Annotated in this window: 21 protein-coding genes; 5 read left to right on the top strand and 16 right to left on the bottom strand. The window is 25.1% G+C overall.

The window, feature by feature from the left end; all coding sequences use genetic code 11:
* The first annotated feature begins 2 nt into the window (after positions 1-2).
* Together BPAA_RS00265 and BPAA_RS00260 are read left to right on the top strand one after the other, a co-directional pair.
* Positions 3-938 (top strand): SPFH domain-containing protein, encoded by a 936-nt coding sequence (locus BPAA_RS00265; RefSeq protein ID WP_015429676.1) that lies wholly within the window; start codon positions 3-5, stop codon positions 936-938.
* Between the two features lie 12 nt (positions 939-950).
* Positions 951-1,301: a DUF3127 domain-containing protein gene (locus BPAA_RS00260; RefSeq protein WP_015429675.1), complete on the top strand. Its 351-nt coding sequence runs from the start codon at positions 951-953 to the stop codon at positions 1,299-1,301.
* Positions 1,302-1,318: 17 nt separating this feature from the next.
* Here BPAA_RS00260 and BPAA_RS00255 read toward each other — a convergent pair whose 3' ends face one another.
* From BPAA_RS00255 to sucC, 4 genes are all read right to left on the bottom strand, one after another.
* Positions 1,319-1,954 (bottom strand): endonuclease III domain-containing protein, encoded by a 636-nt coding sequence (locus BPAA_RS00255; RefSeq protein WP_015429674.1) that lies wholly within the window; start codon positions 1,952-1,954, stop codon positions 1,319-1,321.
* Positions 1,951-4,062, bottom strand: coding sequence for an ATP-dependent Clp protease ATP-binding subunit (locus tag BPAA_RS00250; protein WP_015429673.1), 2,112 nt, complete (start codon positions 4,060-4,062; stop codon positions 1,951-1,953). Before BPAA_RS00250 ends, BPAA_RS00255 begins: the two co-directional genes overlap by 4 nt.
* Before the next feature lie 115 nt (positions 4,063-4,177).
* Positions 4,178-5,719, bottom strand: coding sequence for a DNA polymerase III delta subunit-related protein (locus BPAA_RS00245; RefSeq protein WP_015429672.1), 1,542 nt, complete (start codon positions 5,717-5,719; stop codon positions 4,178-4,180).
* Between the two features lie 12 nt (positions 5,720-5,731).
* Positions 5,732-6,931 (bottom strand): ADP-forming succinate--CoA ligase subunit beta, encoded by a 1,200-nt coding sequence (sucC, locus tag BPAA_RS00240; RefSeq protein ID WP_015429671.1) that lies wholly within the window; start codon positions 6,929-6,931, stop codon positions 5,732-5,734.
* A 94-nt stretch (positions 6,932-7,025) separates the two neighbouring features.
* On the opposite strand from sucC, the gene BPAA_RS00235 reads away from it, so the two are divergent.
* From BPAA_RS00235 to BPAA_RS00225, 3 genes are read left to right on the top strand one after another with little or no spacing between them, the layout of a single operon-like run.
* Positions 7,026-7,694, top strand: coding sequence for an ABC transporter ATP-binding protein (locus BPAA_RS00235; protein WP_015429670.1), 669 nt, complete (start codon positions 7,026-7,028; stop codon positions 7,692-7,694).
* A 9-nt stretch (positions 7,695-7,703) separates the two neighbouring features.
* Entirely contained in the window at positions 7,704-8,381 is a 678-nt protein-coding gene (locus BPAA_RS00230) for an alpha/beta hydrolase (protein ID WP_015429669.1), read from the top strand.
* Complete coding sequence (locus BPAA_RS00225) at positions 8,378-8,938, top strand: tetratricopeptide repeat protein (protein WP_023469895.1); 561 nt, start codon at positions 8,378-8,380, stop codon at positions 8,936-8,938. The genes BPAA_RS00230 and BPAA_RS00225 overlap by 4 nt, the downstream gene beginning before the upstream one ends.
* A gap of 33 nt (positions 8,939-8,971) precedes the next feature.
* On the opposite strand, the gene odhB is transcribed toward BPAA_RS00225, so the two are convergent.
* The 12 genes from odhB to BPAA_RS00165 all read right to left on the bottom strand — a co-directional run bounded on the left by odhB (position 8,972) and on the right by BPAA_RS00165 (position 25,752).
* Positions 8,972-10,204 (bottom strand): 2-oxoglutarate dehydrogenase complex dihydrolipoyllysine-residue succinyltransferase, encoded by a 1,233-nt coding sequence (odhB, locus tag BPAA_RS00220; protein ID WP_015429667.1) that lies wholly within the window; start codon positions 10,202-10,204, stop codon positions 8,972-8,974.
* A gap of 45 nt (positions 10,205-10,249) precedes the next feature.
* The gene (locus BPAA_RS00215; RefSeq protein WP_015429666.1) at positions 10,250-12,976 is read right to left on the bottom strand and encodes a 2-oxoglutarate dehydrogenase E1 component; all 2,727 of its coding nucleotides are present in this window, start codon (positions 12,974-12,976) and stop codon (positions 10,250-10,252) included.
* A gap of 10 nt (positions 12,977-12,986) precedes the next feature.
* Complete coding sequence (alaS, locus tag BPAA_RS00210; RefSeq protein WP_015429665.1) at positions 12,987-15,668, bottom strand: alanine--tRNA ligase; 2,682 nt, start codon at positions 15,666-15,668, stop codon at positions 12,987-12,989.
* Positions 15,669-15,681: 13 nt separating this feature from the next.
* Positions 15,682-16,479: a lysophospholipid acyltransferase family protein gene (locus BPAA_RS00205; RefSeq protein WP_015429664.1), complete on the bottom strand. Its 798-nt coding sequence runs from the start codon at positions 16,477-16,479 to the stop codon at positions 15,682-15,684.
* Positions 16,476-19,646, bottom strand: a complete 3,171-nt coding sequence (locus tag BPAA_RS00200) for a cytochrome c biogenesis protein (protein WP_015429663.1) — start codon at positions 19,644-19,646, stop codon at positions 16,476-16,478. Before BPAA_RS00200 ends, BPAA_RS00205 begins: the two co-directional genes overlap by 4 nt.
* A gap of 11 nt (positions 19,647-19,657) precedes the next feature.
* Positions 19,658-20,428 carry an MBL fold metallo-hydrolase gene (locus BPAA_RS00195; RefSeq protein ID WP_015429662.1) on the bottom strand — a complete coding sequence of 257 codons (771 nt, stop codon included), beginning with the start codon at positions 20,426-20,428 and terminating at the stop codon, positions 19,658-19,660.
* Complete coding sequence (gene recA, locus BPAA_RS00190; RefSeq protein WP_015429661.1) at positions 20,425-21,414, bottom strand: recombinase RecA; 990 nt, start codon at positions 21,412-21,414, stop codon at positions 20,425-20,427. The genes BPAA_RS00195 and recA overlap by 4 nt, the downstream gene beginning before the upstream one ends.
* A 52-nt stretch (positions 21,415-21,466) precedes the next feature.
* Positions 21,467-22,564: a lytic transglycosylase domain-containing protein gene (locus BPAA_RS00185; RefSeq protein ID WP_023469894.1), complete on the bottom strand. Its 1,098-nt coding sequence runs from the start codon at positions 22,562-22,564 to the stop codon at positions 21,467-21,469.
* Between the two features lie 93 nt (positions 22,565-22,657).
* Positions 22,658-22,870 carry a Sec-independent protein translocase subunit TatA/TatB gene (locus BPAA_RS00180; protein WP_015429659.1) on the bottom strand — a complete coding sequence of 71 codons (213 nt, stop codon included), beginning with the start codon at positions 22,868-22,870 and terminating at the stop codon, positions 22,658-22,660.
* A 42-nt stretch (positions 22,871-22,912) separates the two neighbouring features.
* Positions 22,913-23,938 carry a sugar phosphate nucleotidyltransferase gene (locus tag BPAA_RS00175; protein ID WP_015429658.1) on the bottom strand — a complete coding sequence of 342 codons (1,026 nt, stop codon included), beginning with the start codon at positions 23,936-23,938 and terminating at the stop codon, positions 22,913-22,915.
* 23 nt (positions 23,939-23,961) lie between these two features.
* Positions 23,962-24,342, bottom strand: a complete 381-nt coding sequence (locus BPAA_RS00170; RefSeq protein ID WP_015429657.1) for a dCTP deaminase/dUTPase family protein — start codon at positions 24,340-24,342, stop codon at positions 23,962-23,964.
* A 9-nt stretch (positions 24,343-24,351) separates the two neighbouring features.
* Entirely contained in the window at positions 24,352-25,752 is a 1,401-nt protein-coding gene (locus tag BPAA_RS00165; RefSeq protein WP_015429656.1) for an oligosaccharide flippase family protein, read from the bottom strand.
* Positions 25,753-25,794 lie beyond the last annotated feature (42 nt).

Below are 25,794 nucleotides of genomic sequence, written 5' to 3'. Positions count from 1 at the left end.
ATATGAGTATTTTCAGTTTACTGTTTTATGGAATATTGGCACTTTTGATTTTATCTATTTTTTCTAGTTTTATCTTTATAGTAAACCAAGAGACAGCAGCTATTCTTGAAAGAATGGGTAAATTTCATAGCATTCGTTATGCTGGATTAAATTTTAAGGTTCCTATTATGGATAATATAATAGGAAAACTTACATTAAAAATTCAACAATTAGATGTATTAGTAGATACAAAGACGAAAGATAACGTTTTTGTTAAAGTTAAAGTATCGGTTCAATTCAAGGTAATCAAAGATAAAGTATATGAAGCTTTTTATAAATTAGATAATTCTCATGCTCAGATTACTTCTTATATATTTGATGTAGTGAGAGCAGAAGTTCCAAAAATGCGTTTAGATGATGTTTTCGAGCGAAAAGATCATATAGCTCTTGCAGTTAAAGGAGAATTGGAAGGATCTATGTTAAATTATGGATATTCTATAATTAAAGCATTAGTTACAGATCTTGATCCAGATGAACAAGTAAAACAGGCTATGAATCGCATTAATACAGCTGAAAGAGAAAAGGTTGCTGCTGAATATCAAGCAGAAGCTGATAGGATTAAAATTGTAGCTAAAGCAAAAGCAGAAGCTGAAAGTAAAAAATTACAAGGAATAGGAACAGCAGATCAACGTAGAGAAATAGCTAGAGGAATTCTAGAATCTGTAGAAGTGTTAAATAATGTAGGAATTAATTCACAAGAAGCTTCTGCTTTGATTGTTGTTACACAACACTATGATACTCTCCAATCTATGGGAGAAAGTGGAAATACTAATTTAATTTTATTACCCAATTCACCAGGATCGGCTAGTGAAATGTTAAATAATATGATTACTTCATTTAATGTTTCTAACCAAATTGGAGAAACTCTTAAAAAAAAGAATAACAGCAAAAAAAAATAAATTTTAAGTTCCATGGAAATCATAGGAATAGTCAAAAAATTATTTGATATTCAAAAATTTGATAGCGGATTTCAAAAAAGAGAAATAGTTCTTACTACTGAAGAGCCATATTCTCAAAACATATTAATTGAATTTATTCAAGATAAAGTGGATTTGTTAGAAAATATTAAACCAAAAGATAAAATAAAAATATTCATAAACATTAGAGGAAGAGAATGGAAAAATCCTGAAGGAGTTATTAGATATTTTAATTCCATTCAAGGATGGAAAATAGAACATTATTCTACAGGAAAAACTTCAAATAAAATGACTTCAACATCTCCTCCTTTATCATCTGATGATTTTGATGATTTACCTTTTTAAGAATTTTAATAAAAATGTCATAATAAATTCTTGTTTAATAATTCTTGATAGATGATATCTTTTTTTAAATTCCATTTTCTAGAAGGAGAATATTTTTTAGCATAAGAGATAATTTGAAGATGTAATTTTTTCCAATTTTTTTTTTTGAAAAAGCGTTTTGCATCTTGTTCTGTTTGTTTAACATTTTTTCCATTGCTCAATTTCCAACGAAACATCATTCTATGAATGTGAGTATCCACAGGAAATACAGATTCATTGGATACATGGGATAAAAAAACAGAAGCAGTCTTATGTCCTATTCCAGGTAAAAATTTTAATTCCGAAATATTTTTCGGAATTACTCCATTATATTTTTTGATTAATATAACAGATAAATCATAAATATTTTTAGATTTTGTATTGTAAAGTCCTATATGTTTTATAATATTTTTTATATTTTCAATAGGAGTACAAATTGTATCTATGGGGTTATTGATTTTTCTAAATAGAATTTTTGTAATTTCATTGACTTTTTTTTCTTGACTTCTGGAACTTAACATAATAGATATCAATAAAGTGTATTCATTAATATAATACAAAGTAGGAGTTGGATTAGGATATAAAAAATCCAATATATTTTCAATAATTTTTATTTTTTTTGAAATAAAATTCATTTTTTTTGATGAATAAATACTTCTACATTGTCATTATTTTTATCCATTTTTAGTGAAATTTTATCTCCTTTTTTTAATTTTTCACTAATTATATATTCCGATATAGGATTTTTTATAAATCTTTCTATTACTCTTTTTAAAGGACGTGCTCCATATTCTTGATCAAATCCTTTTTTTTGAATAAAATCTATTACTTCAGGAAGTAATACCAATTCATAACCTAAATTAGACACATGAAAAATTATTTTGTTTAATTCAATACGAGTTATTTTTGATATATTTTCTCTTGTTAAAGAATTAAAAATAATAATATCATCTATTCTATTTAAGAATTCAGGAGAAAAAGTACGTTTTAAAGCTTGTTCCAGTACATTTTGTATATAATTATTTAATTTTCTTGCTTGAGTATGAAAACCGATTCCTTGACCAAACTCTTTTAATTGTTGTGTTCCCGTATTTGAAGTAAAAATAATCACGGTATTTTTAAAATTTATTTTTCTTCCAATACTATCTGTAACACACCCATAATCTAACATTTGTAACAAAACATTAAATACTTCATGATGTGCTTTTTCTATCTCATCTAATAATATTACAGAATAAGGTCTACGACGTATGATTTCTGTTAATTGTCCTCCTTCTTCATACCCCACATAACCTGGAGGAGCTCCGATTAATCGGGATACAGAAAATTTTTCCATATATTCACTCATATCTATACGAATCAATGATTCTTCTGAATCAAATAATTCTTTAGCAAAAATTTTTGCTAAATAAGTTTTTCCTACCCCTGTTTGTCCTAAGAAAATAAAAGAACCTATAGGAGAATTAGGATCTTTCAATCCAGTTCTATTTCTTTGAACTGCTCTTACTATTTTTTCTACCGCTTCATCTTGTCCTACTATTTTTTCTCTTAAAATATCTATCATTTTGCTCAATTTTTTCATTTCAGCTTGAGCTATTTTATTGATTGGAACCCCACTCATCATTGAGACCACTTCTTCAACATTCTCTTCGGATACAATTTCTTTATTCTTTTTAGAAGATTCTTCCCACTCTTTTTGGGCTTTCATTAATTGTTTTTCAATACGTTTTTCTGTATCACGTAAACGTGCCGCTTCTTCGTATTTTTGACTTTTAACTACTTTTGATTTTTCTTTTCGAATACTTTCTAATTCTTTCTCTAAAAAAACTATTTCCTGTGGAACTTTTATGTTTTTAATATGAACACGAGAACCTGCTTCATCTAAAGCATCAATGGCTTTATCTGGTAAAAAACGATCTATAATATATCGTCCAGTAAGATAGACACAAGCTTTTATCGCTTTTTCTGTATAAATAACGTTATGATGACTTTCATATTTTCCTTTTATTTTTCTTAAAATCTCTATAGTTTCTTCCTCAGAAGAAGGGTGAACAATGATTTTTTGAAATCTCCTTTCTAAGGCTCCATCTTTTTCTATATATTGTCTATATTCATTGAGTGTTGTTGCCCCTATACATTGAATATCTCCCCTTGCTAAAGCTGGCTTAAAGATATTAGAAGCGTCTAAAGAACCAGTAGTTCCTCCTGCTCCAATCATAGTATGAATTTCATCTATAAAAAGAATTAGACCTTTATTTTTCTCCGATTCATTGATAATGGCTTTCATTCTTTCTTCAAATTGACCTCTATATTTAGTTCCAGCAACTAAACTTGCTAAATCTAATACAACCACTCTCTTATTGTACAAGACTCTGGAAACTTTTTTTTGCACAATACGTAATGCTAATCCTTCAGCAATAGCAGATTTTCCTACTCCAGGTTCTCCTATAAGAAGAGGATTATTTTTTTTTCTTCTACTCAATATTTGAGAAACACGTTCAACTTCTTTATCTCTACCTACTACGGGATCTAATTTTCCTTCCATAGCTATGGAATTCAAATCTCTTCCAAAATTATCCAAAACAGGAGTTTTACTTTTTATCCCTCCATAATAACCAGAACCTGTTCCGCTCCCTCCAGATCCATAAGAAGAGGAAGAACTGTCATTTTCAATATCTTCATCGGAATAAGGAGAAGATAAAAAAATTTTTTTAATACTGTTTGACGAATAATGATAAATCATAAATGGAAATCATTCAAATATTTTATTCAAAAAAAGATAAAATATCTCTTTCATTTCTACAAATGAAAAAAAAATAATTTGAATAGAAATAAATCTCATACAAGAAAAAAATCGTTTACAAGAATTTTTTTTTTCCTTGTATTTCATAAGAAGAAATTTTTAAATTCAATCGTTCTATTAATGTTTCTATTAATTTATTTTTATGATATAAAAGATTATATTGTTCTATTGTACTTGAATTTTTTTTCACTATTTCAAATTCTAAATGCGGATAATTGAATTTTTCTTTAAAATATTTAAAAAAATGTGTTTGAATTAACAAAAAATTATAATTTCCTAATTTAGATGGAAAAACAAGAAATATTTTATTTTTTTCAATCTGAAATTGTATTTCATTTTTCAAAAAAAATAAATAAATAGGATTTATTTTTCCAGAATATTTCTGTAAAAATTTTATCCAATTTTTTTGTAAACATTGAATTTTTTCATCTTCTTTGAAATCAGAAAATTTTTCATTTTTTTTTTCTTCTTCTATTAAGAAGGATTTTTCATTTTTTTTTTCTTCTTCTATTAAGAAGGATTTTTCATTTTTATGATTATCGAATAAATATGCCAATTGTATTATATAAATTTCAATTGTTAATCTATAACTTTGATTAAACTTTTCATATTCTTTTTTCAATCTAAGACAAATGCTTAAAGCATTCATTAAAAAAAAATAAGACATTTTTTTTGATTGTGCAATGTAAGAGAATATGATCTCTTTTTTTAATTTCAAAATAGAAATTGTTTCATAATTTTTAGATAAAAATAAATTTCTGAAATGTTTGGTTAATCCTATAATTAAATCATAAGAATTTACTTTATTTTGTAAAATTTTATCCAATAAAATGAATATTTTATGTATTTTTTTATCTAAAAGATAATCTACTATTTTGAAATAGTACTTTACGTCAATAATTCCTAATTTTTGAATTAGGAATTCTTTGGATATTTTTTTTTCACTATTTTTATTATATAGAATCAATCTATCAAATAAATAAATAGCTTTACTGATAGATCCTTTTACATGTTTTGATAAAATTAATAAGGCTTCATTTTCTACTTCTATATTTTCTTTTTCAGCAATCATTCTTAAATGTAAAAAAATTTCTTTTGTAGAAATCCTTTTGAATTCAAAAACTTGACAACGTGATAAAATCAATTTTGGAATTTTTTTTTCTTCTGTTCCACAAAAAATAAATAAGACATGTGGATGTTTTTCTTCTATAAATCTTATAAAAAAATTGAAAAAACATTGAGGAACCATATGTACATTATTAATTATGAATGTATTATATTTTCCTAATTTAGGAAAAAAACGAAATTGATTAATTATTTTATAAATATGTTCTAATGAATCATTCAACAATCCATTAATTTCAAATCTATTCAAAGAATAATATTTTAATTCTGAAAAAGAATTTAATTCATTGGATAAAATTCGTGCACATGTATTCTTTCCTACTCCTTCTGGACCAAAAAAAAATAAGATTTGAGATAAACGATTTTCCTGTATTGCTTTTTTTAAAATCAGAATTATATCTTTTTGTCCTATTACTTCATTCCATTTTATAGGTTTATATTTTTCAGATAATACAGAAAAAACTTTATTCATAAAAGATCAATCTTATTTTAGATACAAAATTTCTTGAATTTTATCAGCTGCTTCTTCTAAAGTATCAGTAGAATAAATAGGAAATAAACTTTTTTGAATTAATTTTTTTGCCAATTTATCATTTGTTCCTTGTAAACGAACAACAACAGGAACTTTAATATCCTGATGAATCTTAGAAAAAGAATTTATAATTCCTTTTGCAACCGTATCACAACGTACAATTCCTCCAAATATATTGATTAATATTGTTTTTACAGATTTATCCTTTAATATCAGATAAAAAGCTTTCTCTACACGTTCTAGATCCGCAGAACCTCCAATATCTAAAAAGTTAGCAGGGACTCCTCCACAAAATTTAATCATATCCATAGTAGCCATTGCTAATCCAGCTCCATTTACCATACATCCTACATTTCCTTCCAGTTTTAAAAAATTTAATTTAGCTTCATATGCTTCTCTTTCAATTTCATCAATAATATCATCACGGATCAAATTATATTTTTTATGACGAAACAAAGCATTATCATCTAAAATCATTTTTATATCAACTGGTATCAGTTTTTGATCAAATGTTTTAATTAAAGGATTGATTTCTAACAACAAAGTATCAAAAGTAATATAAGCTTTATAAAGTGATAACAGAAACAAGCTAAAGTTTTTCAAAGATTCATTATCATGAATACCTAAATTGAAACCAATTTTTTTTGTTTGAAACAATTGAAGTCCTAATATCGGATCTATAACTTCTGTATATATTTGATTTGGATTTTTTTTTGAAATATCTTCTATATTTACTCCTCCTTCTTTAGAGTAAAGAATTATATTTTTTTCTATATCACGATTTAATAATATGGATAAATAATATTCTATAGGAGGAGCAGATTCATAAAAATAAACATCTTCAGACAACAAAATTTTTCGAACTAATTCTCCCTTTTTAGAAGTTTGGGGAGTTATTAGGAATTTTCCTAAAATATTTTTTGATTTTTCATAAACTTCATCCAAATTTTTTACTATTTGAATACCTCCAGCTTTTCCTCTTCCTCCAGCATGAATTTGAGCTTTAATCACTAAAGAATTTTTTTCAGTTTTTTTAAAAATAATTTTAGCTACTTTCACAGCTTCTTCAGGAGAAGAAGCAATCATCCCATCAGGAACTTGAATGGAAAAAAAATTTAATATTTCTCTACCTTGGTATTCATGTAAATTCATTGAAATAATTTTAAAAGTAAATTTAAACTAAAATTCGTTTATTTTTAATTTGATTTCTTAAATTAAGAATAAAGAAGAATTAATTTACGAAAAAATGATTCAGGCTAAAAATATTTACAAATCTTTTGGAAAAGACAAAATTTTAAAAGGAGTAAATATCATGGTAAAAGAAGGGAGTATAGTATGTATTTTAGGGGAATCTGGAGCAGGAAAAAGTACTTTATTACATATTTTAGGAACTTTAGAAAAACCAACGATAAATAAAAAAATAAAACCGATTATAAAAATTAATAAAAAAGAAATATTATCTCTTACAGACAAAGAACTTTCTATTTTAAGAAATCAAAAAATCGGTTTTATTTTTCAAACTCCTCAACTTTTTCCTGAATTTACTGTATTAGAAAATATATGTTTACCAGGGTTTATCAACAAAAAAAATGTAAAAAAAAAAGCTATAAATCTATTAAAAGAATTAAATCTATATAAGTATGAAAATTCAAAAATAGAAGAATTATCTGGAGGTCAAAAACAGAGAGTTTCTGTAGCAAGAGCTTTGATTAATGATCCAAAAATCATTTTTGCAGATGAACCTTCTGGAAATTTAGATATAAAAAACGCAGAAAAATTACATAATTTTTTTTCTTTCCTGAATTTCAAACTCAAACAAACTTTTTTAATTGTTACTCATAACTTACAATTAGCAAATATGGCTGATGAAAAACTAAAAATAGAAAATGGAATATTATACAAGATTGATAAATAAAAATATTTTATGCTTTTAAAAAATCAACTTTCTATTAAACATATTATAAAAAAAACCGTCTGTGGAAATGAAAAGACACTCTTTTTGATGATTCACGGATATGGAAGCAATGAAAAAGATCTTTTTTCTTTTCAAAAAGATATTCCAGAAAATTTTTTTATAATTAGTATTCAAGGTATCTATTCAGTTGGAACAAATAAATATTCTTGGTATGATATAGACTTTGATAATAAAAACCAATTTATTAACATAATACAGGCTAAAAAAACCATTGAAAAAATATCATTTTTCATCCATGAAGCCATAGAAGAATATAAATTGGAAAACAATCCAGTATGGATATGTGGGTTTAGTCAAGGAGCTATTCTAAGTTATGCGATAGCATTAAAAAATTCTGATAAAATAAAAAAAGTAATCGCTTTAAGTGGATATTTAGAAAATCGTATTTTGCCAAAACAAATTAATCATTATTCCGATTTAGAATTTTTTATATCTCATGGAAAATATGATCCTATAATTCCTGTAAATTGGGCAAAAAAAGGATTAAAATTTTTAAAGGAAAAAAAAATACTTTCTTTTTATAAAGAGTATGAATCTGGACATACTTTAAATCATTTAAATTATCAAGATCTTATTAATTGGATTAAAGAAAAACATATAAAAAATAAATCAAAATATGAATCATGAGTAAATATTCAAAAATAGTATTGTTTCTGTTTATTTTTTTAGGATCTATTTTTTCATTTTTTCAAAAAAATTATTTATATGGATGTATTCTACTTTTAGTAAGTCTAATTCCTGTTTTTCTTATTTTTAGGAATGAATTTTTATTATTAGCCTTTCTTAAAATACAAAAAAAGGACATGAAAGGATTAAAAAAATATTTAGAATATGTTAAAAACCCTAAATTACAATTAACTAAAAACCAGATGGCTTATTATTATTTTTTGAATGGAATTTTATATTCAGAAAATAATATTTTTCAGTCAGAAAATTATATGCAAAAAGCTTTAGATTTAGGACTAAAATTTAAACCAAATATAGCTATAGCCAAATTTAATTTGGCTATAGCATCCTTATCAAAAGGAAATAAAAAAAGAGCCGAATGTTTACTATTAGAGGCACAAAAAATGGATATTTCTGGTTTATTACATGATCAAATTCAAATCATAAAAATACAAATGAAAAAAATAAATATCGGAAATATAAACAGACCTAATCCTTATGTTAGGAAAAAATTTTAGATTAAAATCTACGTTTTCTTTGAAATTTTATTATCATAATTCTAATTTCTTAGAAAGAGTTTCTTCACTTCCACCCATCAAAAATTTTATAGGATTTTCTATAGACTCCTTGACAGAAACTAAAAATCCTACAGATTCTCTACCATCAATGATTCTATGATCATAAGAAAGAGCTAAATACATGATAGGACGTATTTCAATAGATCCATTAACCACTACAGGTCTTTCCATAATTTTATGCATTCCTAATATGGCACTTTGTGGTGGATTTATAATCGGAGTAGATAACATAGAACCAAAAATCCCTCCATTAGTAATAGTAAAAGTTCCTCCTGTCATCTCATCTATAGAAATTTTTCCATTATGAACCCGTGTTGATAATTTATATATTTCTTGTTCTATTTCACGAAATGATAGATGTTCTGCATTTCTAATTACGGGAACCATTAATCCTTTAGGCCCAGATATAGCAATACTAATATCATAATATTCAAAATTAATTTTTTCTTTTTCACTAATCATGGCATTGACATCTGGATAAAGTTTTAAAGCTCTAACACAAGAAAGAGTAAAAAAAGACATCAAACCCAAATTGACCCCATGTTTTTTCTTAAAAAGATCTTTATATTTTTTTCTAATAATAAAAATTTTTAGCATATCTACTTCATTAAATGTGGTAAGAGAAGCGGTTTGATTTTTTACATAAACTAATCTTTCGGAAAGTTTTCTTCTTAAAGAAGAAAGAGGAGTTTTGGTTTCCGATCTATTATACATTGTTGTAATAGGTGGTCTATTATTAGGAATAATAGAAGTTTCATTTTTTTCTAAATGAAAAATGCAATCTTTTTTTGTTATTCTTCCATGTTTTCCAGTACCTATAACAGATTCTATAGAAATCTTTTTTTCTTTCAAAATTTTTCTTGAAGCTGGAGAAGGAATTTTAATCTTTTTATTTGTAGGAGAAACTTTTTCAACATGATCTTTTTTGTCTTGAACAATTTTTTTTTTATGTTTTTTTGTATCTTCTTTATTAGAAGATTCGATAATACATAAAACATCTCCAACTCGTACTTTTTCTCCTTTTTCTACCATAATAGTGATTATTCCATTTTCTTCTGAAGAAATTTCTAAAGTCGCTTTATCTGAATCTATTTCTGCTATTATTTGACCTTTATGAACATAGTCTCCGTTTTTTACGAGCCATGTGGAAACTTCTACCTCTGTGATTGATTCTCCTGGAGAAGGAACTTTTATCTGTATTATCATGATTTAAATTTTAAAAAATTTTTATTATTTATTATAATTTAAATTTCAAAGAAAAGCTTTTTTTAATATTTTATTTTGAATTCTAAAAAAATCAATATAAGATCCTGTAGACGGACTAGAGCTTTCAGATGGAGCTATTAAATTAAATGAAATCATATTTCCTAATTTTCTTAAAATAAAACTCCACAATCCCATGTTTTCTGGTTCTTCTTGTACCCAAAAAATTTCTTTTTTATTTTTATATTTTTCTAAAAGTTCCTTGATTTTCTCTATTTTTAATGGATAAATTTGTTCTATGCGAATTAATGCGGTTTTTTCATCTAGAATAGATTCTTTTCTATTGAGCAATTCATAATAAATCTTTCCAGAACAAAAAATTAATTTTGTAATTTTTTTGATATCCTTTACATAAGGATCATCCAATATTTCCTGAAACTTTCCCATAGAAAGATCTTTTATTGGAGATAAACATTTCTTATTTCTAAGCAGACTTTTAGGAGTAAAAATAATAAGAGGTTTTCTATATTTTAATTTCATTTGTCTTCTTATAAGATGATAAAAATTAGCTGGAGTAGTACAATTGACTACAAATAAGTTGTTGTTAGCACAAAGTTGTAAATAACGTTCAATGCGTGCAGAAGAATGTTCTGGGCCTTGTCCTTCATATCCATGAGGTAATAACAATACAATTCCATTTCTAATTTTCCATTTATTTTCTCCAGAAGAAATATATTGATCTATTATGATTTGTCCTCCATTTACAAAATCTCCAAATTGAGCTTCCCACAAAGTTAAAACATGAGGAGAATACATGGCATATCCATAATCAAAACCTAAAACTCCATATTCTGAGAGAGGAGAATTAAAAATTTGTATTTTTCCTTGTTTTGTACAGATTTTATTAAGAAGAATAATTTCTTCTTCTTCTTCTGTTTTAATAACAGCATGACGTTGAGAAAACGTACCTCTTGCCACGTCTTCTCCTGATAAACGAATATGAATTCCTTCATATAAAAGAGTACCATAAGATAGTAGTTCTGCCATACTCCAATCTACCAATTTTTTTTGAATCATTTCTAATCTTTTTTGAAAAATCAATTCCGTTTTTCTAAAAAATTTTTTCTTTTTAGGAAGAGAAAAAATTTTATGAGATATCTTTATAATTTTTTCTATGGGAAATTGTGTTTCTACTTCTTTAAAGATTTCTTCATTTTTATATACTATAGGAAAATTTTTCCATTCTTCTTCTAAAAAAGAATTCAATACGTTCCATTTAATATTACTTGTTTCATTATATTTTACATGAAGAATATTTTCATATTTTTTTTCCATATTTTTTACATCATCATTACTAATAATTTCTTCTTGTTCCAATTTTTTTCTGTATAAGTTGTAAGAGTTAGAATGTTGTGAAATTGCTTTATATAAAGAAGGTTGAGTAAATCTTGGTTCATCTCCTTCATTATGTCCATATTTTCTATATCCCAATAAATCTATGAAAATATCTTCATGATAACGCATTCTAAAATCTACAGCAAAATAAATAGCTCGAATAACAGATTCTACATCATCCGCGTTAACATGTAATACGGGAGACATCAGAATTTTGGCAATATCGGTACAATATATACTGGAACGACCTTCAGTAGAATTCGTAGTAAATCCTATTTGATTATTCATTACCATATGAATGGTACCTCCAGTTTTATATCCTTTTAATTGAGAGAATTGAAGAACTTCATATACAATTCCTTGACCGGATAATGCCGCATCTCCATGAATCAAAATAGGAATGATTTTTTCAGAATTACTATTTTGATTATAGATGATATCTATTTTAGCACGTGTAATTCCTTCTACAATAGCATCTACAGATTCTAAATGAGAAGGATTAGGAACCAAATAGATTTTAACATCTCTATTTTCACGAGTTTTTCTGTTTTTTGAAAATCCTAAATGATATTTTACATCTCCGGAAAAAGTTTTTTCTTTATATTCTTTTCCTTGAAATTCGATAAATATTTGAGAATAATCTTTTTGAAAAAAATTAGAAAGTATATTTATACGACCTCTATGTGACATTCCAATTATAAAATCTTCAGTAAAATATTTACTGGATGCATATTCGATCATTTCTTCCAATGCAGGTAATGTAGATTCATTTCCTTCTATAGAAAATCTTTTTTGTCCTACAAATTTGTTATGAATAAAATTTTCAAATGTAACTGCTTCATTTAATTTTTTCAAAAAAAATTTTTTTTCTTCTGGAAGAAATTGGAATTTTTTTTCTAAAAACCATTTTTCAATCCATTGAATTTTTTCAGGATTATAAATATACATGTATTCTATTCCTATAGGTCCACAATAAATATTTTTTAGATGACTAATTATATTTTTTAATGAAGTTTTTCCTATCCCTATTAATTTTCCAACTTCAAAATATGTATCTAATTCCTTTTCAGATAATCCAAAATTTTTTAAATCTAAAGAAGGAAAATGCTTTCTTCTTTTTCGTATAGGATTTGTATTCGTGAAAAAATGACCTCTTTTTCTATAATCGTGAATTAAATTCAATACTAAAAATTCTTTTTGTATGATATTATCTTTTCCTAATTTTGTAACGTTGTTATAGTTTTTTATTCCAAAATCGAATCCATAAAAAAAAGCACTCCAACTTGATTCTATTGAATTAGGATTTTTTTGATACTGATTATATAGAAATTCTATATCTTTAAAATGAATGGCATTTAGAAAAGAATATCTATCATTCATAATACTGTTTTTATTTTTTTAAATTTAAACATTTATTTTGTAGATGATTTTGATATGCTATTGCATCTTTTAAGACTAAATTCAATCCATTTTTTTTAGTACCCATAGCTGTAGCAAAAAAAGAGTCTCCCCAATATTTTCCATGTATATGAGAAGCCATTCCACATATGATTTTATGAGCATGAATATTATAATTTTTAATAACGGAATCAGAAACAGATATAAAAAGAATTACTTTTTCATTTTTTACAAATCCTGTAATCATAAATAAATTATGAATTTCATGTCTTAAATCTAAGACTATTTTTCTCATAATGTTGATTTCTTTTTCTTGATCAAGATCAATTTCACATATATATTTTATAGAAGATAGTTTTATGGCTTTTAAAGAATATTCTTTTTTTAATATTTTTATTTTCTCTAAATGAATTTTTGATATTTCTTGTTTTAATTTTTCATTAGAGTTTTTCAGAATTGAGAAACTTTTCATAGGGTCATCTGGATATTTCATCATTTTTTTTAGAGATTGATATTGATCACGAATAGATTTTAAATGTTGAATTGCTTTTTTAGAAGTGATAGCTTTAATTCTACGTATTCCATGCGATATAGAAGATTCTGATAATATCTCAAACACTTGAATTAATCCAGTATGTTTCACATGTGTTCCAATACATAATTCGGAAGATTTACCAAAGGTTACAACTCGTACTTCTTGTTGTTTATATTTATTTTCAAAAGTTTCACTAAAAAAAGCATTTTTTTGAGCTTCTTGTAAAGAATGAAACGTTTTTGTTTTTAATAAAATATCCGAAAAAATTAATTCTTGAACAAAATTTTCAATTTTATACAATTCTTGAATCTTTATTTTTTGATAATGAGAAAAATCAAATCTTATATAATCGTCTCCTACATAAGAACCTTTTTGTTGAATATGATTTCCTAAAACTTGTTTCAAAGCAAAATGTAATAAATGAGTAGAAGTATGATTTTTCTCAATTTCTTCTCTTCTATTTTGATTTACTATGGCTCTAAAAGAAGAAAAAACATTTGAAGGTAATCTTTGAACACAATGTATAACAATAGAATTTTCGATTTTAGTATCGAAAACGTCAATTTGATCAAATTCATTTTTGATCAAACCCGTATCTCCCAATTGTCCTCCACCTTCAGGATAAAAAGGAGTTTTAGAAAAAACTAGTTCATAATAACGGATTTTTTTGAGCTTGTTTTCTACTTCTCTATATTTTAATATCAAAATATTACATTCTATCAAATCATATCCCACGAAATTTTGACCTTGATAAGAATCATGATATACTTGTATCCAATCTTTTTTTATGATTGAGTTTTTTTCTTCTTTGGATCTTTTTTTTTGTTCCAATAATTTTTTTTGAAATGATTTTTCATCAATGAACAAATTATTTTTCTCAACCAATGTTTTAGTTAATTCCATGGGAAATCCATAAGTATCATATAATTGGAAAATTTCTTCTCCATTAATAATTTGTTCATTTTTTTCTTTATGTTGGGTAATTATATGTTGAATTTTTTTACTTCCTTTTTCAATAACACTGAAAAATGATAATTCTTCTTCTTTAAGAATATTTCGTATGTATTTTTTTTTCTTTTCCAATTCTGGAAAAGAATTTTTCATTTCTCTCACTAAAGAATCTACAAATTTATAAAGAAAAGGTTCTTTTTTGTATAAAAAACGGATACAGAAAATAACGGCTCTTCTAAGTATTCTTCTTATCACATAACCAGCTCCGTTATTGGATGGTAATTGTCCATCTAAAATAGAAAAAACAATAGCTCTTAGATGATCTGCTATAATCCGTATAGATACATTTTGATTAAAATCTTTTCTATTATAAACATTTCCTAAATCGCATTCTATATCTTGAATAATAGGATAAAAAATATCAGTTTCATAACTAGAAATTTTTTCTTGTAATACCATGCATAATCTTTCCAATCCCATTCCTGTATCTACATGTTTTGTGTCAAGTTTTTCCAATGTTCCATCTGATTTTCGTATAAATTCTATAAAAACAAGATTCCAAATTTCTATTACTTGAGGATGTTTTTTATTAATAAGATATCTACCAGATAATATTTTTTTTTCTTTTTCATTTCTTAAATCTATATGAATCTCTGAACAAGGACCACAAGGCCCTGTGTTTCCCATTTCCCAAAAATTCTCTTTTTTTCCAAAAAAAAGAATATTATTTTCGTGAATTAAAGTTTTCCAAAATTTCAAAGTTTCTTTATCCATGGATAATTCATCTTTTTTATCTCCAATAAAAACGGAAACATAAACATTTTGATGAGGAATATGATATATTTTAGTTAATAATTCCCAAGCCCATTCTATCGTTTCTTTTCTTGAATAATCTCCAAAAGACCAATTTCCTAACATTTCGAACATAGTGTGATGATAATTGTCATATCCTACATTTTCCAAATCATTGTGTTTTCCCGTTATTCTAAGACATTTTTGAATATTGGCTATTCTCGTATATTCAGGAGTTACATGTCCTAAAAAATAATCTTTAAAAGGATTCATTCCGGCATTAACAAAAAAAAGAGTGGGATCATTTTTCGAAAAAATGGGGAAAGAAGGAATAATTTTATGTTTTTTTTTTTGAAAGAAATTTAGAAAAGTCTCTTTGATTAATTTATATTTCATTTATGTTTGAAATTTATGAATTATCCTTTTTATATTTTGGAGATTGTTCGATGGCATCCATAATTTTTTCCATAATAGAATCTGTTGTTTCTTTTTTCAAATCCATTTGAATAGGTTCTTTAAATTTCATTTTTTGTAAAACTCCTTTTTTTTTAATGCGAATTCCTTTTTTATCATAGGCTTTTTGAAATCCATCTATTACAATGGGAACAACAATAGGAGTGTATTTTTTGATAACGTGAACAATTCCTCTTCTTCCAGGAGCAAAAGCTTGAGTTGTCCCTTGTGGAAAAGTAATTAACCACCCATCATTGAGAGCAATCCCCATACGAGTGATATCAGATAATATATTTATAGAAGGATTAATTTTGTTTTTCTCTTTTTTCCAAATTCTTTTCACAGTAATTCCTCCTGAATAAGTAAATAATTTAGTTAAAAAACCTTGATTCATAGTTTCTTTTGCGGCTACATAATATAAATTAACTTTTGGATTTAAAAGATAAATAGGATTTCTGATGCTATTGACGAAACCATTTTTTACACTACAAAATACATGAAACATAGCGAACACATCGGCAAAATAAGTTTGATGATTAGATACAAAAAGAACTTTTTTATCAGGTAAATCTTTGATATATTCAGTTCCTTCCAAATGCAATTGATTAAATCCATTATAACGATTATAAGAAATACAACCAAAAGTAAAAATTAAGAAACGTTTTATAAAATGAAAATTTCCAAATGCATCTCTAAATAAAGTACTTTTTTTTTTTCTGAAATGTTTTTTAAAAAAAAACGAATGAAAATTCACTGTTTATTGATATATTTTATTTTTTTATGAAATTTGAATGAATAATAAGATAAAATAGAGACAATTAACAAAACTAACAAACTATAATAGACCCAGTAAGGAATAGAAATAGGATCTCCTTTTGCATAAGAATGTAGTCCGGATAAATAGTAATTTACTCCAAAATAAGTCATTAAAATAGAACTTACAGATAAAATACTGGAAAAATTAAAAATAAATATATTTCTAAGATATGGAATTAATCGCATATGTAATACAAAAGCGTAAATCATTATACTAATCAAAGCCCAAGTTTCCTTAGGATCCCAACTCCAATAACGTCCCCAACTATTATTCGCCCATACAGAACCTAAAAAAGTTCCTATGCTTAATAAAAAAAGTCCTATGGTCAAACATATTTCATTAATAATAGTCAATTTTTTAATATGAATGTAAATCATTTCACTATAATTACGAAAACATATCTTTAATATAAAAAGAATCAGGACTAAAAAACCTAAAAATGCTCCTGTTAAAAAAAAACCATAACTTGATGTGATTGTTGCAACATGTATAATCAACCAATGAGATTTTAATACGGGAACCAAATTGGTTATTTCTGGATCCATGACATTTCCATAATGTGCAACCATCAGTAAAATGGATGAAATTAAAGCGGTAATTCCTGAAACAAATTGATTTTTATAAAATAAAAAGCTTATCCCAATCAAACACCAACTAATAAAAATCGCAGATTCATACCCATTAGTCCATGGAGCATGTCCAGAAATATACCATCTAGAAATTAATCCGAAAAAATTTAAAATAAATAGTACGAACAAAATGGAAATAAATATTTTAGAAAAAAAATACATATATTTTTTTTCTAAAAAGATTGTTAAAAAAGAATGAATAAGAACAATGACTCCAAAAAAAGCATATAGAAAAGATAATACATAAAATATATTTAATTTGTTATAAATAATTTCTACATCTATTTTATTTTCTGAAGGCAAAATAGGTTTTGCATGCTGAATTTGATATAATCGTATTTTTTGAATTTCTTTATCCGCAATATTCCAATTTTTTTCATTTTGAGAAAATAATAAAGATTTAAGATAATTATTAAACATAGATAACCCTAAAGGATTCAATTTATTTGATGAATTGGAAACCCAACTTGACCAAGTCTGATTGACATCATGAGGAATAGGAAAAATACGGATATATTTTCCTTGAAAAATTTCATGCATTATTCCTACACGTTCACTAAGATTCAATATGGCTTTATCATATTCATTTCTTTGAAAAGGATTTTTAGAAAAAGCTTGTTCATAATCTTCTTGAAGAAGAAATTTTAGTTTTGAATTTTTTGAATCTATAAAGTATAAATCCATAAGAGAAACATAATATTGTCTATTTGCTTTTACTTTATTTAAAAATTCATGTCCTCCTTTTTTATCAACTTTAATAAAAGGAATTTTTGTCCAAAATATATTATCTTGATGAATTGATATAAACCATTGATTTGCATCTAAATTTCCTATAGAATCTTTTTTGTGTATTTTTCTAAGCAATTCAATAGCAATCGTATTAATAGGTTTAATTCTACCTTTTTGATCTTGTACTAATAAACGGCCAAAATTATCTCCATGTTTTTTAGGAATATGAATTGCATCAGAAACGTTTTCTAAAGGAATTTTTTTGAATTCTTGTATTTGAGAAAATACAGAATTTTGTATACTACTTAGAAAGTAAAATCCAATAAATAATATTGAATAATTTTTATAAGATAAATATTTTAGTTTTTTTTTAAGATCATTAAATCTAGTTCCTTTCCAAAATAAAGTAAAAAACATCCCTATACTCATAAGGAGATAACCCATATAGGAAAAGTATGTTCCTAAATAATCATTATTAACAGAAAAATGAGTTCCTTTTCCATCTGGATCGTATCCAGATTGAAAAAATCGAAATCCTTTGTAATTCAAAACATGATTCATGTAAATAAAATAGTTTTTTTTATTATTTTTATCTATTAATGTTACATGACTTATAAAAGTGGATGGAAATTCAGAACCTGGATAGTTTTCCAATTTGAATTTTTTTAATTTTATAAAAAAAGGAAGATTAAAAAAAATTGATCCATATCCAATGGATATTTTATAATCATTAAAAAATAAAGGAGGACTCATATTTGTTGTATTTTTTCCTCCTAAAAAGGTTACTATTTTAGATTGATTTTGAAATGATATTTTTGCCGTAATAGCACTTAATTTATTATTTTCTTCTTCATGATCACATGATTTTACATATTTTAATTTTCCTTTTACAACTCCTTCAGGAATAACCCATTGCATTATTTCATGATTTCGATTGATTTTAATTTGATATAAATGTCTAATTTTCAATAGATGATCAACTTTTTTTGAAAAAAAATTGATTTTTCTATTTATCATGTTAATACTTTTACCTGAAAAAGATGATTTTATATAAAGCCTATGATTTTTTTCAAAAATTATAATCCCAAAAGGGATTTCTCTATTAAAAGAAAATATAATTCCATTTACATTTATAATCTCACCATTTTTAACAAAATGTTCCGTTCTTCCTTTTTGATTTGTTGAAACTATTTTTATAACTTTTTCTTCGGTATTATCTTTTGATAAAAATATTTTTGCACATGGTATATAATCTATGACTTTAACTTTCAAAGGATTTTTTTTAAAAAAAAATCCTCCTTGATATCCATTATGAAAAGAAGAAAAAATATAAGGATCATGATAAAACCTTGTGTTAGATCCTTGATTTATTTTTAATTTAATGTAATTTTTACTAGAAAGTATTTTTCCATTTATTTCTCCCTCTCTTATAGACATTGTTCCTTCAAGACTGAAATATCTAGAAAAAATTCCACCAATAAAAATGAATATAAATGAAAAATGAAAAATGAACAAAGGTAATTTACGATAACTCCATAATTTGTATTTCCAGATATTTCCTATCAGATTTATTATTATAAGGAATATGATAACTTCAAACCAAGTAGATTCGTAAATAAATATTTTTGATACATCTGTAGAATATATTTTCTCTATAAAAGTAGCTATAGCCATAGATAAGGCCAATAATAAGAATAAAAAAGAAGTAATTTTTGTGGAAAAAAGTATTTTTTTTATTTTTTGCATTTGTTAATTTCTTATCCATATATAATTAATCGATCATAAGCCAGATATACATTTTTAGGTAATTGTGTTTCAATTTCTTCATGAAATCCAAATGTATGACTAATATGTGTTAAATAAGTTTGTTTAGGACGAATTTTTTGAATAATATTTAAAGTTTCAGAAAGCATGAAAGGAAAAGAATTTTTGACTATTTTTCTTAATACATTTAATACCAATATGTTTATTCCTTTTAATTGTTGTATGGTTTGAATGGGAATACTACTAGCATCTGTGATATACGCAAAATTTTCTATACGAAATCCTAAAATAGGAAGATGTCCATGCCATATGGATAAAGGAAAAATTTTAAAATTTTCTACAAAAAAAAATTTTTGAAAATTATCTAATTCATGAACAGAAATATTGGAAATATTTGATTTTTTGTTTTTCAAAAAAATATAAAAAAATCTTTTTTTTAAATTTTCTATAACTCTACGTAATCCATAAATAGGAATAGGTTGTTTCATATTAAGATTTATTGGTCTTATATCGTCTAATCCTCCTATATGATCTTGATGTTCATGTGTCATAAAAATGGCATTTAATTTTTCATAATTACTTCTTAGCATTTGATAACGAAAATCTGGGCCGCAATCTATCAAAAAAATTTTTTTATCTTTTTCAATTAAAATAGAGCTTCTAAGTCTTTTATCTTTATAATTATTCGATAAGCATACCGGATGTTTAGATCCAATAACAGGAATCCCCTGAGAAGTTCCAGTTCCCAAAAAAGTAATTTTCATATAATATTCTTGTATATATTTTTTTGTATTTCATTTATGATATTTTCTTTCTCTTTTAAGAATTCTTTTACAGAATCTCTTCCCTGACCTAATTTGATATCTCCATAGCTAAACCAAGAAGCATTTTTTTTGAGAATTCCTAAATCTACTCCTAGATCCAGAATTTCTCCAATTCTTGAAATTCCTTCTCCGTACATAATATCAAATTCAGCAGTTCTAAAAGGTGGAGATAATTTATTTTTCACTACTTTAACTTTTGTTCTATTTCCCAATATTTTTTCTCCGTTTTTAATTTGATTTCCTTTTCGAATGTCTAATCGTATTGAGGAATAAAATTTTAAAGCATTTCCTCCTGTTGTGACTTCTGGATTTCCATAAACTCCTATTTTTTCTCTCAATTGATTAATAAATATCAATATGCTTTTAGATTTTCCTATACTAGATGTTAGCTTTCTCAAAGCTTGAGACATTAACCTTGCTTGTAATCCAATTTTAGAATCTCCCATTTCTCCTTCTATTTCACTTTTAGGTGTTAAAGCCGCTACAGAATCAACTACTATAATATCGATCACACCAGATCTAATTAAATTGTCTACAATTTCTAGGGCTTGTTCTCCATTATCTGGTTGAGATATAATTAATTCTTTTATGTTTACTCCTATTTTTTGAGCATAAATACGATCAAAAGCATGTTCTGCATCAATGAAACTAGCAAAACCTCCTAATTTTTGAGATTGATTTATAGCGTGTAAAGCTAAAGTAGTTTTTCCGGAAGATTCCGGTCCAAATATTTCAATGATCCGACCTTTTGGAAATCCTTTTATACCTAAAGCAATATCTAAACTTAAAGATCCAGAAGAAATGACTTCTAAATTTTTTATATGAGAATCCCCCATTTGCATTACGGTTCCTTTTCCATATATTTTATCCATCTTTTCCAATACGAGTTGTAAAGATTTTCTTTTTTGTTCAGTTTTTTCGTTCATAGTTTTAAAACAGAAATATGTTTCCTATTATTTATATATAAAGATGAAACAATCAATTTTTATGGATTTTTTTTGAAAAAAATCTCTCTTTATTTTTTAAAATAAAAATCTTATTTTTTGGTAATCTTAACTTATTTCCTGAAGGAATAAGATCTACAAGATATTGCGGATTGAGAAGGATTAAATCTTGATAGGAAATATTTAAATTGTAAGCGTAAAATTTCAATGAAATTTTTTCCTTGATAGGTATTAATATTGTTTCTTTATATTTGTATTTGTAAGGGGAAGAACTATATTTGTAAATATTGTGTTCCTTATGATAATTCATTACATAATTTATAGCTATAAATTTTGGAATATAATTCTGGGTTTCTTTCGGAAAGAATTCCCATAATTCCCAAAAATTTTTTCTATTTTTAGAGCGTTGTAATATTTTATCCACGGTTCCAGGTCCTGCATTGTATGCGGCTAAAACAAACTCCCAATTTCCTATTTTTCTATACAAAAATTTCAAATACCGACAAGCTGCTTCTGTAGATTTAATCGGATCATTTCTTTCATCATAAAGATGATTAATATCAAGATTATATATTTTTCCAGTTTCAGGCATAAATTGCCAAATACCTTTCGCTCCTGCTTTGGAAGTAACAACAGGATTTAAATTGGATTCTATAATAGCTAAATATTTTAATTCTTTTGGAAGACGGTAATTTTCAAGTTTTTCTTCAAACATAGGAAAAAAAAAATCTGACAGTGAAATAATTTTTCCTATATATTTACTCATACGAAGATAACTTTCTATAGAAGCATGTACTATACTGTTGTATTTTAGTATTTTAATTTGAGATTTTTGATTTAGAAAATTTAGTCTTCGTTTTAATTCTTCAGTATTAACATTGAGAAAAGCAGTATTTTTTTTCTTATTTTGAGAGTGCTTTTTTTCAGATAAAGATTTTTTTTTTCCTACTAACGTTTTATTCCATAATTTTTCCGCATGTATATTATTTAAATTTAGTTTTGGATTAAAAACATTATTATAAAAATTGATTACATTTTTTTGTTCCAAGAATGGTTTTGATATAGATTGAATGACCAAGCTTTTTAAGATGAACACAAAAAACATAATATTTCTTATTTTTGTTGTTTCCATTATTTGATTTGATGAGTTTGATTAGTTTCTAAAATTATTAGAAAAAATAATACTAATCAACAAACATAAAACGTAAAGTGAAAGAAAAATATCTTATTTTTTTTCCTTTTTAACTTCTGATTCTGAATTTTTTTCTTCTTCAGAAGCTTTTTTAAATTCTTTCAATCCAGTTCCCAATCCCCTCATTAATTCTGGAATTTTTTTACCTCCAAATAGTAAAAGAGCAAGAATGACAATAACCACGATTTCTGTGGTACCAAAAGTACCAAGTGGTATATAAAAAATAGAAACGAAATCCATATACATGGAGTTTTTTTTCAAATATAAAAAAAATTATGAATTTTTGATTTATTTGAAAACAGAATAATCACTCAAACTTACTTCTTTTGCTTTTTCTCCTATATAAATAGAGTGATTTCCTATTATTGAATGATTTAAGTTTGCGTGTTGAATAATTGTATAATCTTGAATTATAGATTTTTTTATATTACTATTTTTTAGTTTTGTGAATTTTCCTATTGAAACATAAGGGCCTATAATACTGTTTTCAATACTTGTATTTTCTTTGATTGAACAAGGTTTTTTAATCAAACTATTTTTTATAATGACTGTTTTATGAATTAATTCTGAATTTTGAGATTCAATGGATAATATTTTTGAATTTGAACAAATAGTTTTTTTTTGATTACCAAAATCCATCCATTCTTTTACCTGTTTGATAATGAATTTTTCTCCTTTTTTTCTCATATTTTCTAAAGCCGATGTTAACTGATATTCTTGTTTATTCTTAATATTATGATCCAATAAAAATTGTAATTCTTTTTTTAAAATCAGACTATTTTTAAAATAATAAAGTCCCACAATAGCAAAATTTGATATATAATTATTTGGTTTTTCTATAAAATGAGTAACGATTCCTGAAGAGGAATATTTTACTACGCCAAATAAATGAGGATTTTCAACTTTCTTTGTCCAGATAATGTTATCTACTTTATGAGTAGTAATTTCTTTATCAAAAAAATGATGATAGAATAAAGAATCAGAAAAAGCTACAATAATTGGTTCTCCTGTTAAAGATTTTTTAGCCTTCAACAAAGCATCTGCTGTTCCAAGAGGAATGACTTGATAATATATAATAGGATGAACTTTCATATCATGAGATAAACTGATTAATTGTTTTTCTACCTGATTTCCAAAATTTCCTAAAATAAAAACTATTTCTTGTATAGAGAAAACTTGAATAATTTTGGATAAACTTTCCAACAATCTTCTCAAAATTGTTTTTCCTGCAATATGAATCAATGGTTTAGGAGTATTTAAAGTATGTGGAAAAAGACGTGATCCTTTTCCAGCCATGGGGATTATAATTTTCATATTATTTCATTTGTTTTTATTCCTTATAATATTCCAGTGCTTCCAAAACTATTATTTCCTCTCATACTTCTGTTTAAAATAGAAGATTCTTTCCATTTTATTTTTTTAACATTTGTAACGATATCTAATACTCCTAATTCTTCATTGGGTTTAATCATTATTTTTTTTTTAGGAGAAACGTTGATTACAATGATTTGAATTTCCATATAAAATGGATGTTTTTTCTTTTTCGTGAGATGAATGACACAAATTGATTCTATCATTTTTTTTTTCAAGAAAAAAGAATATCTAGTATTTTCATAAATCAAAAGACCTGTTGAAATCAACTTTCTTCTCAAAAAATTGATTTCAACAGGTCTTTTGATACTGGCTACTAAAGTGTATCTATATATTTTTCTACGCAAAATTGATTCTTATTTGATTAAATTGGTCAATCTTTTTTTCTCTGAAAAAAAAATAATAATTAGATATAAAAATTGTAATAAAAAGCTTAATTCCGTTTTTTTTCTTATCAAAAAAACGATAAAAAGTGCAAATAAAAAATGCATTATAATATTTTTAATTTTTTTATTACAAAATTGTAAAAACTGTTTTTTTCCCCAAATATATAAAACTATAAGCATAGATCCATAAGACGTAAAAGTACCCCAAGCCGGAATCATAAAACTATGATCAGTAGAAATGAAAATAAAAATAACATTAAATAAAAAAGTAATCAATACACCAATTAATGAGATATAAGTTCCAATAATAGGTTTATCTATAATCTTATAAAAAATGGATAAATTCGTATAAATTCCCAAAAAAAGATTTCCCATCATTATTATGGGGATAATGGAAACAGCTACATGATATTTTTTATCAATTAAAAATTCCATAAATATGTTAATATTCCCACATATTAACACATAAAAAATTAATCCAAATAAAATAAACATATAAATGATTTCTTCATAATAATATATTGCATCTGCATCTTTAGATTTTTTAAAAAAAAAAGGTTCAATTCCTAATCTAAAAATTCTAAGATACAAACTTATAAAAGAGGCAATTTTGTAACAAGCTGAATAGGCCCCATTCATTTCATCTGAAACCCATCTTTTAATCAAAATCTTATCTAAATTTTCATTAATGGAAAAAGCAATAGTTCCTATCATAATAGGAATTCCAAAATTTAACATTTTGATAGCAAGAACTTTATTAAACTTTTTTATAGTTACCTCTTTGAAAAGAATAGGAAAAACTAAAAATAAATTTATTAAAGAAGAGATCATATTCGAAAAAAAGATATAACCTATTTTATCTGTAAAAGAACTAATCCATTTAAAAATGAAAAAAGAAAAAGTGTTTTTACCATAAAAAATATTATCAGAATAAAAAAATAAATATATTATTAGAAATGATTGTATTAATATATTTACAATATTTATTGTAGAATATTGTACAGGTTTATCATTTGCACGAAGCCAAGCCATAGGAAGAATACAAATTGTATCAAAAAAAATAATAAAAAAAAACATGAAAAAATATTCTGAATGATGATGATATCCAGCAATAAAAGATAAATATTTTATTAAATTTATAGAAATTAACAAAAAAAAAGAACTGATCAACAATTGTATTATCACTCCCGTTGAAAAAACAATTTTTTTGTTATAATTTTTCTTATATAAAAATCTAAAGTAGGTATTTTCTAATCCAAAAGAAAGAAATCCTATAACAATGAAAGATAATGCATACATATCTGTGTAAAGAGAAAATTCTTCTCTTTTAAAAAAAACAGTAAAAAATTTTAAAAAAACATAATTCACCATTTTAGGAAATACAAATCCTATAGAGTATATTATTGTTTGTAT

This window comes from Blattabacterium cuenoti BPAA, assembly GCF_000348805.1.
Taxonomy (GTDB): domain Bacteria; phylum Bacteroidota; class Bacteroidia; order Flavobacteriales; family Blattabacteriaceae; genus Blattabacterium; species Blattabacterium cuenoti_B.
The sequence above is the reverse complement of the archived record's forward strand: the minus strand, read 5'-3'. Positions and strand labels throughout refer to the sequence as shown.

Bases quoted from the DNA above. Each gene is read 5' to 3' on its own strand.
- BPAA_RS00235 (WP_015429670.1), top strand. From the start codon at position 7,026: ATGATTCAGGCTAAAAATATTTACAAATCTTTTGGAAAAGACAAAATT.
- BPAA_RS00165 (WP_015429656.1), bottom strand. From the start codon at position 25,752: ATGGTGAATTATGTTTTTTTAAAATTTTTTACTGTTTTTTTTAAAAGA.
- BPAA_RS00230 (WP_015429669.1), top strand. From the start codon at position 7,704: ATGCTTTTAAAAAATCAACTTTCTATTAAACATATTATAAAAAAAACC.
- BPAA_RS00250 (WP_015429673.1), bottom strand. From the start codon at position 4,062: ATGATTTATCATTATTCGTCAAACAGTATTAAAAAAATTTTTTTATCT.
- odhB (WP_015429667.1), bottom strand. From the start codon at position 10,204: ATGATAATACAGATAAAAGTTCCTTCTCCAGGAGAATCAATCACAGAG.
- BPAA_RS00265 (WP_015429676.1), top strand. From the start codon at position 3: ATGAGTATTTTCAGTTTACTGTTTTATGGAATATTGGCACTTTTGATT.
- sucC (WP_015429671.1), bottom strand. From the start codon at position 6,931: ATGAATTTACATGAATACCAAGGTAGAGAAATATTAAATTTTTTTTCC.
- BPAA_RS00245 (WP_015429672.1), bottom strand. From the start codon at position 5,719: ATGAATAAAGTTTTTTCTGTATTATCTGAAAAATATAAACCTATAAAA.
- BPAA_RS00180 (WP_015429659.1), bottom strand. From the start codon at position 22,870: ATGTATATGGATTTCGTTTCTATTTTTTATATACCACTTGGTACTTTT.
- BPAA_RS00200 (WP_015429663.1), bottom strand. From the start codon at position 19,646: ATGCAAAAAATAAAAAAAATACTTTTTTCCACAAAAATTACTTCTTTT.
- alaS (WP_015429665.1), bottom strand. From the start codon at position 15,668: ATGAAATATAAATTAATCAAAGAGACTTTTCTAAATTTCTTTCAAAAA.
- BPAA_RS00195 (WP_015429662.1), bottom strand. From the start codon at position 20,428: ATGAAAATTACTTTTTTGGGAACTGGAACTTCTCAGGGGATTCCTGTT.
- BPAA_RS00185 (WP_023469894.1), bottom strand. From the start codon at position 22,564: ATGGAAACAACAAAAATAAGAAATATTATGTTTTTTGTGTTCATCTTA.
- BPAA_RS00255 (WP_015429674.1), bottom strand. From the start codon at position 1,954: ATGAATTTTATTTCAAAAAAAATAAAAATTATTGAAAATATATTGGAT.
- BPAA_RS00260 (WP_015429675.1), top strand. From the start codon at position 951: ATGGAAATCATAGGAATAGTCAAAAAATTATTTGATATTCAAAAATTT.
- BPAA_RS00175 (WP_015429658.1), bottom strand. From the start codon at position 23,938: ATGAAAATTATAATCCCCATGGCTGGAAAAGGATCACGTCTTTTTCCA.
- recA (WP_015429661.1), bottom strand. From the start codon at position 21,414: ATGAACGAAAAAACTGAACAAAAAAGAAAATCTTTACAACTCGTATTG.
- BPAA_RS00225 (WP_023469895.1), top strand. From the start codon at position 8,378: ATGAGTAAATATTCAAAAATAGTATTGTTTCTGTTTATTTTTTTAGGA.
- BPAA_RS00215 (WP_015429666.1), bottom strand. From the start codon at position 12,976: ATGAATGATAGATATTCTTTTCTAAATGCCATTCATTTTAAAGATATA.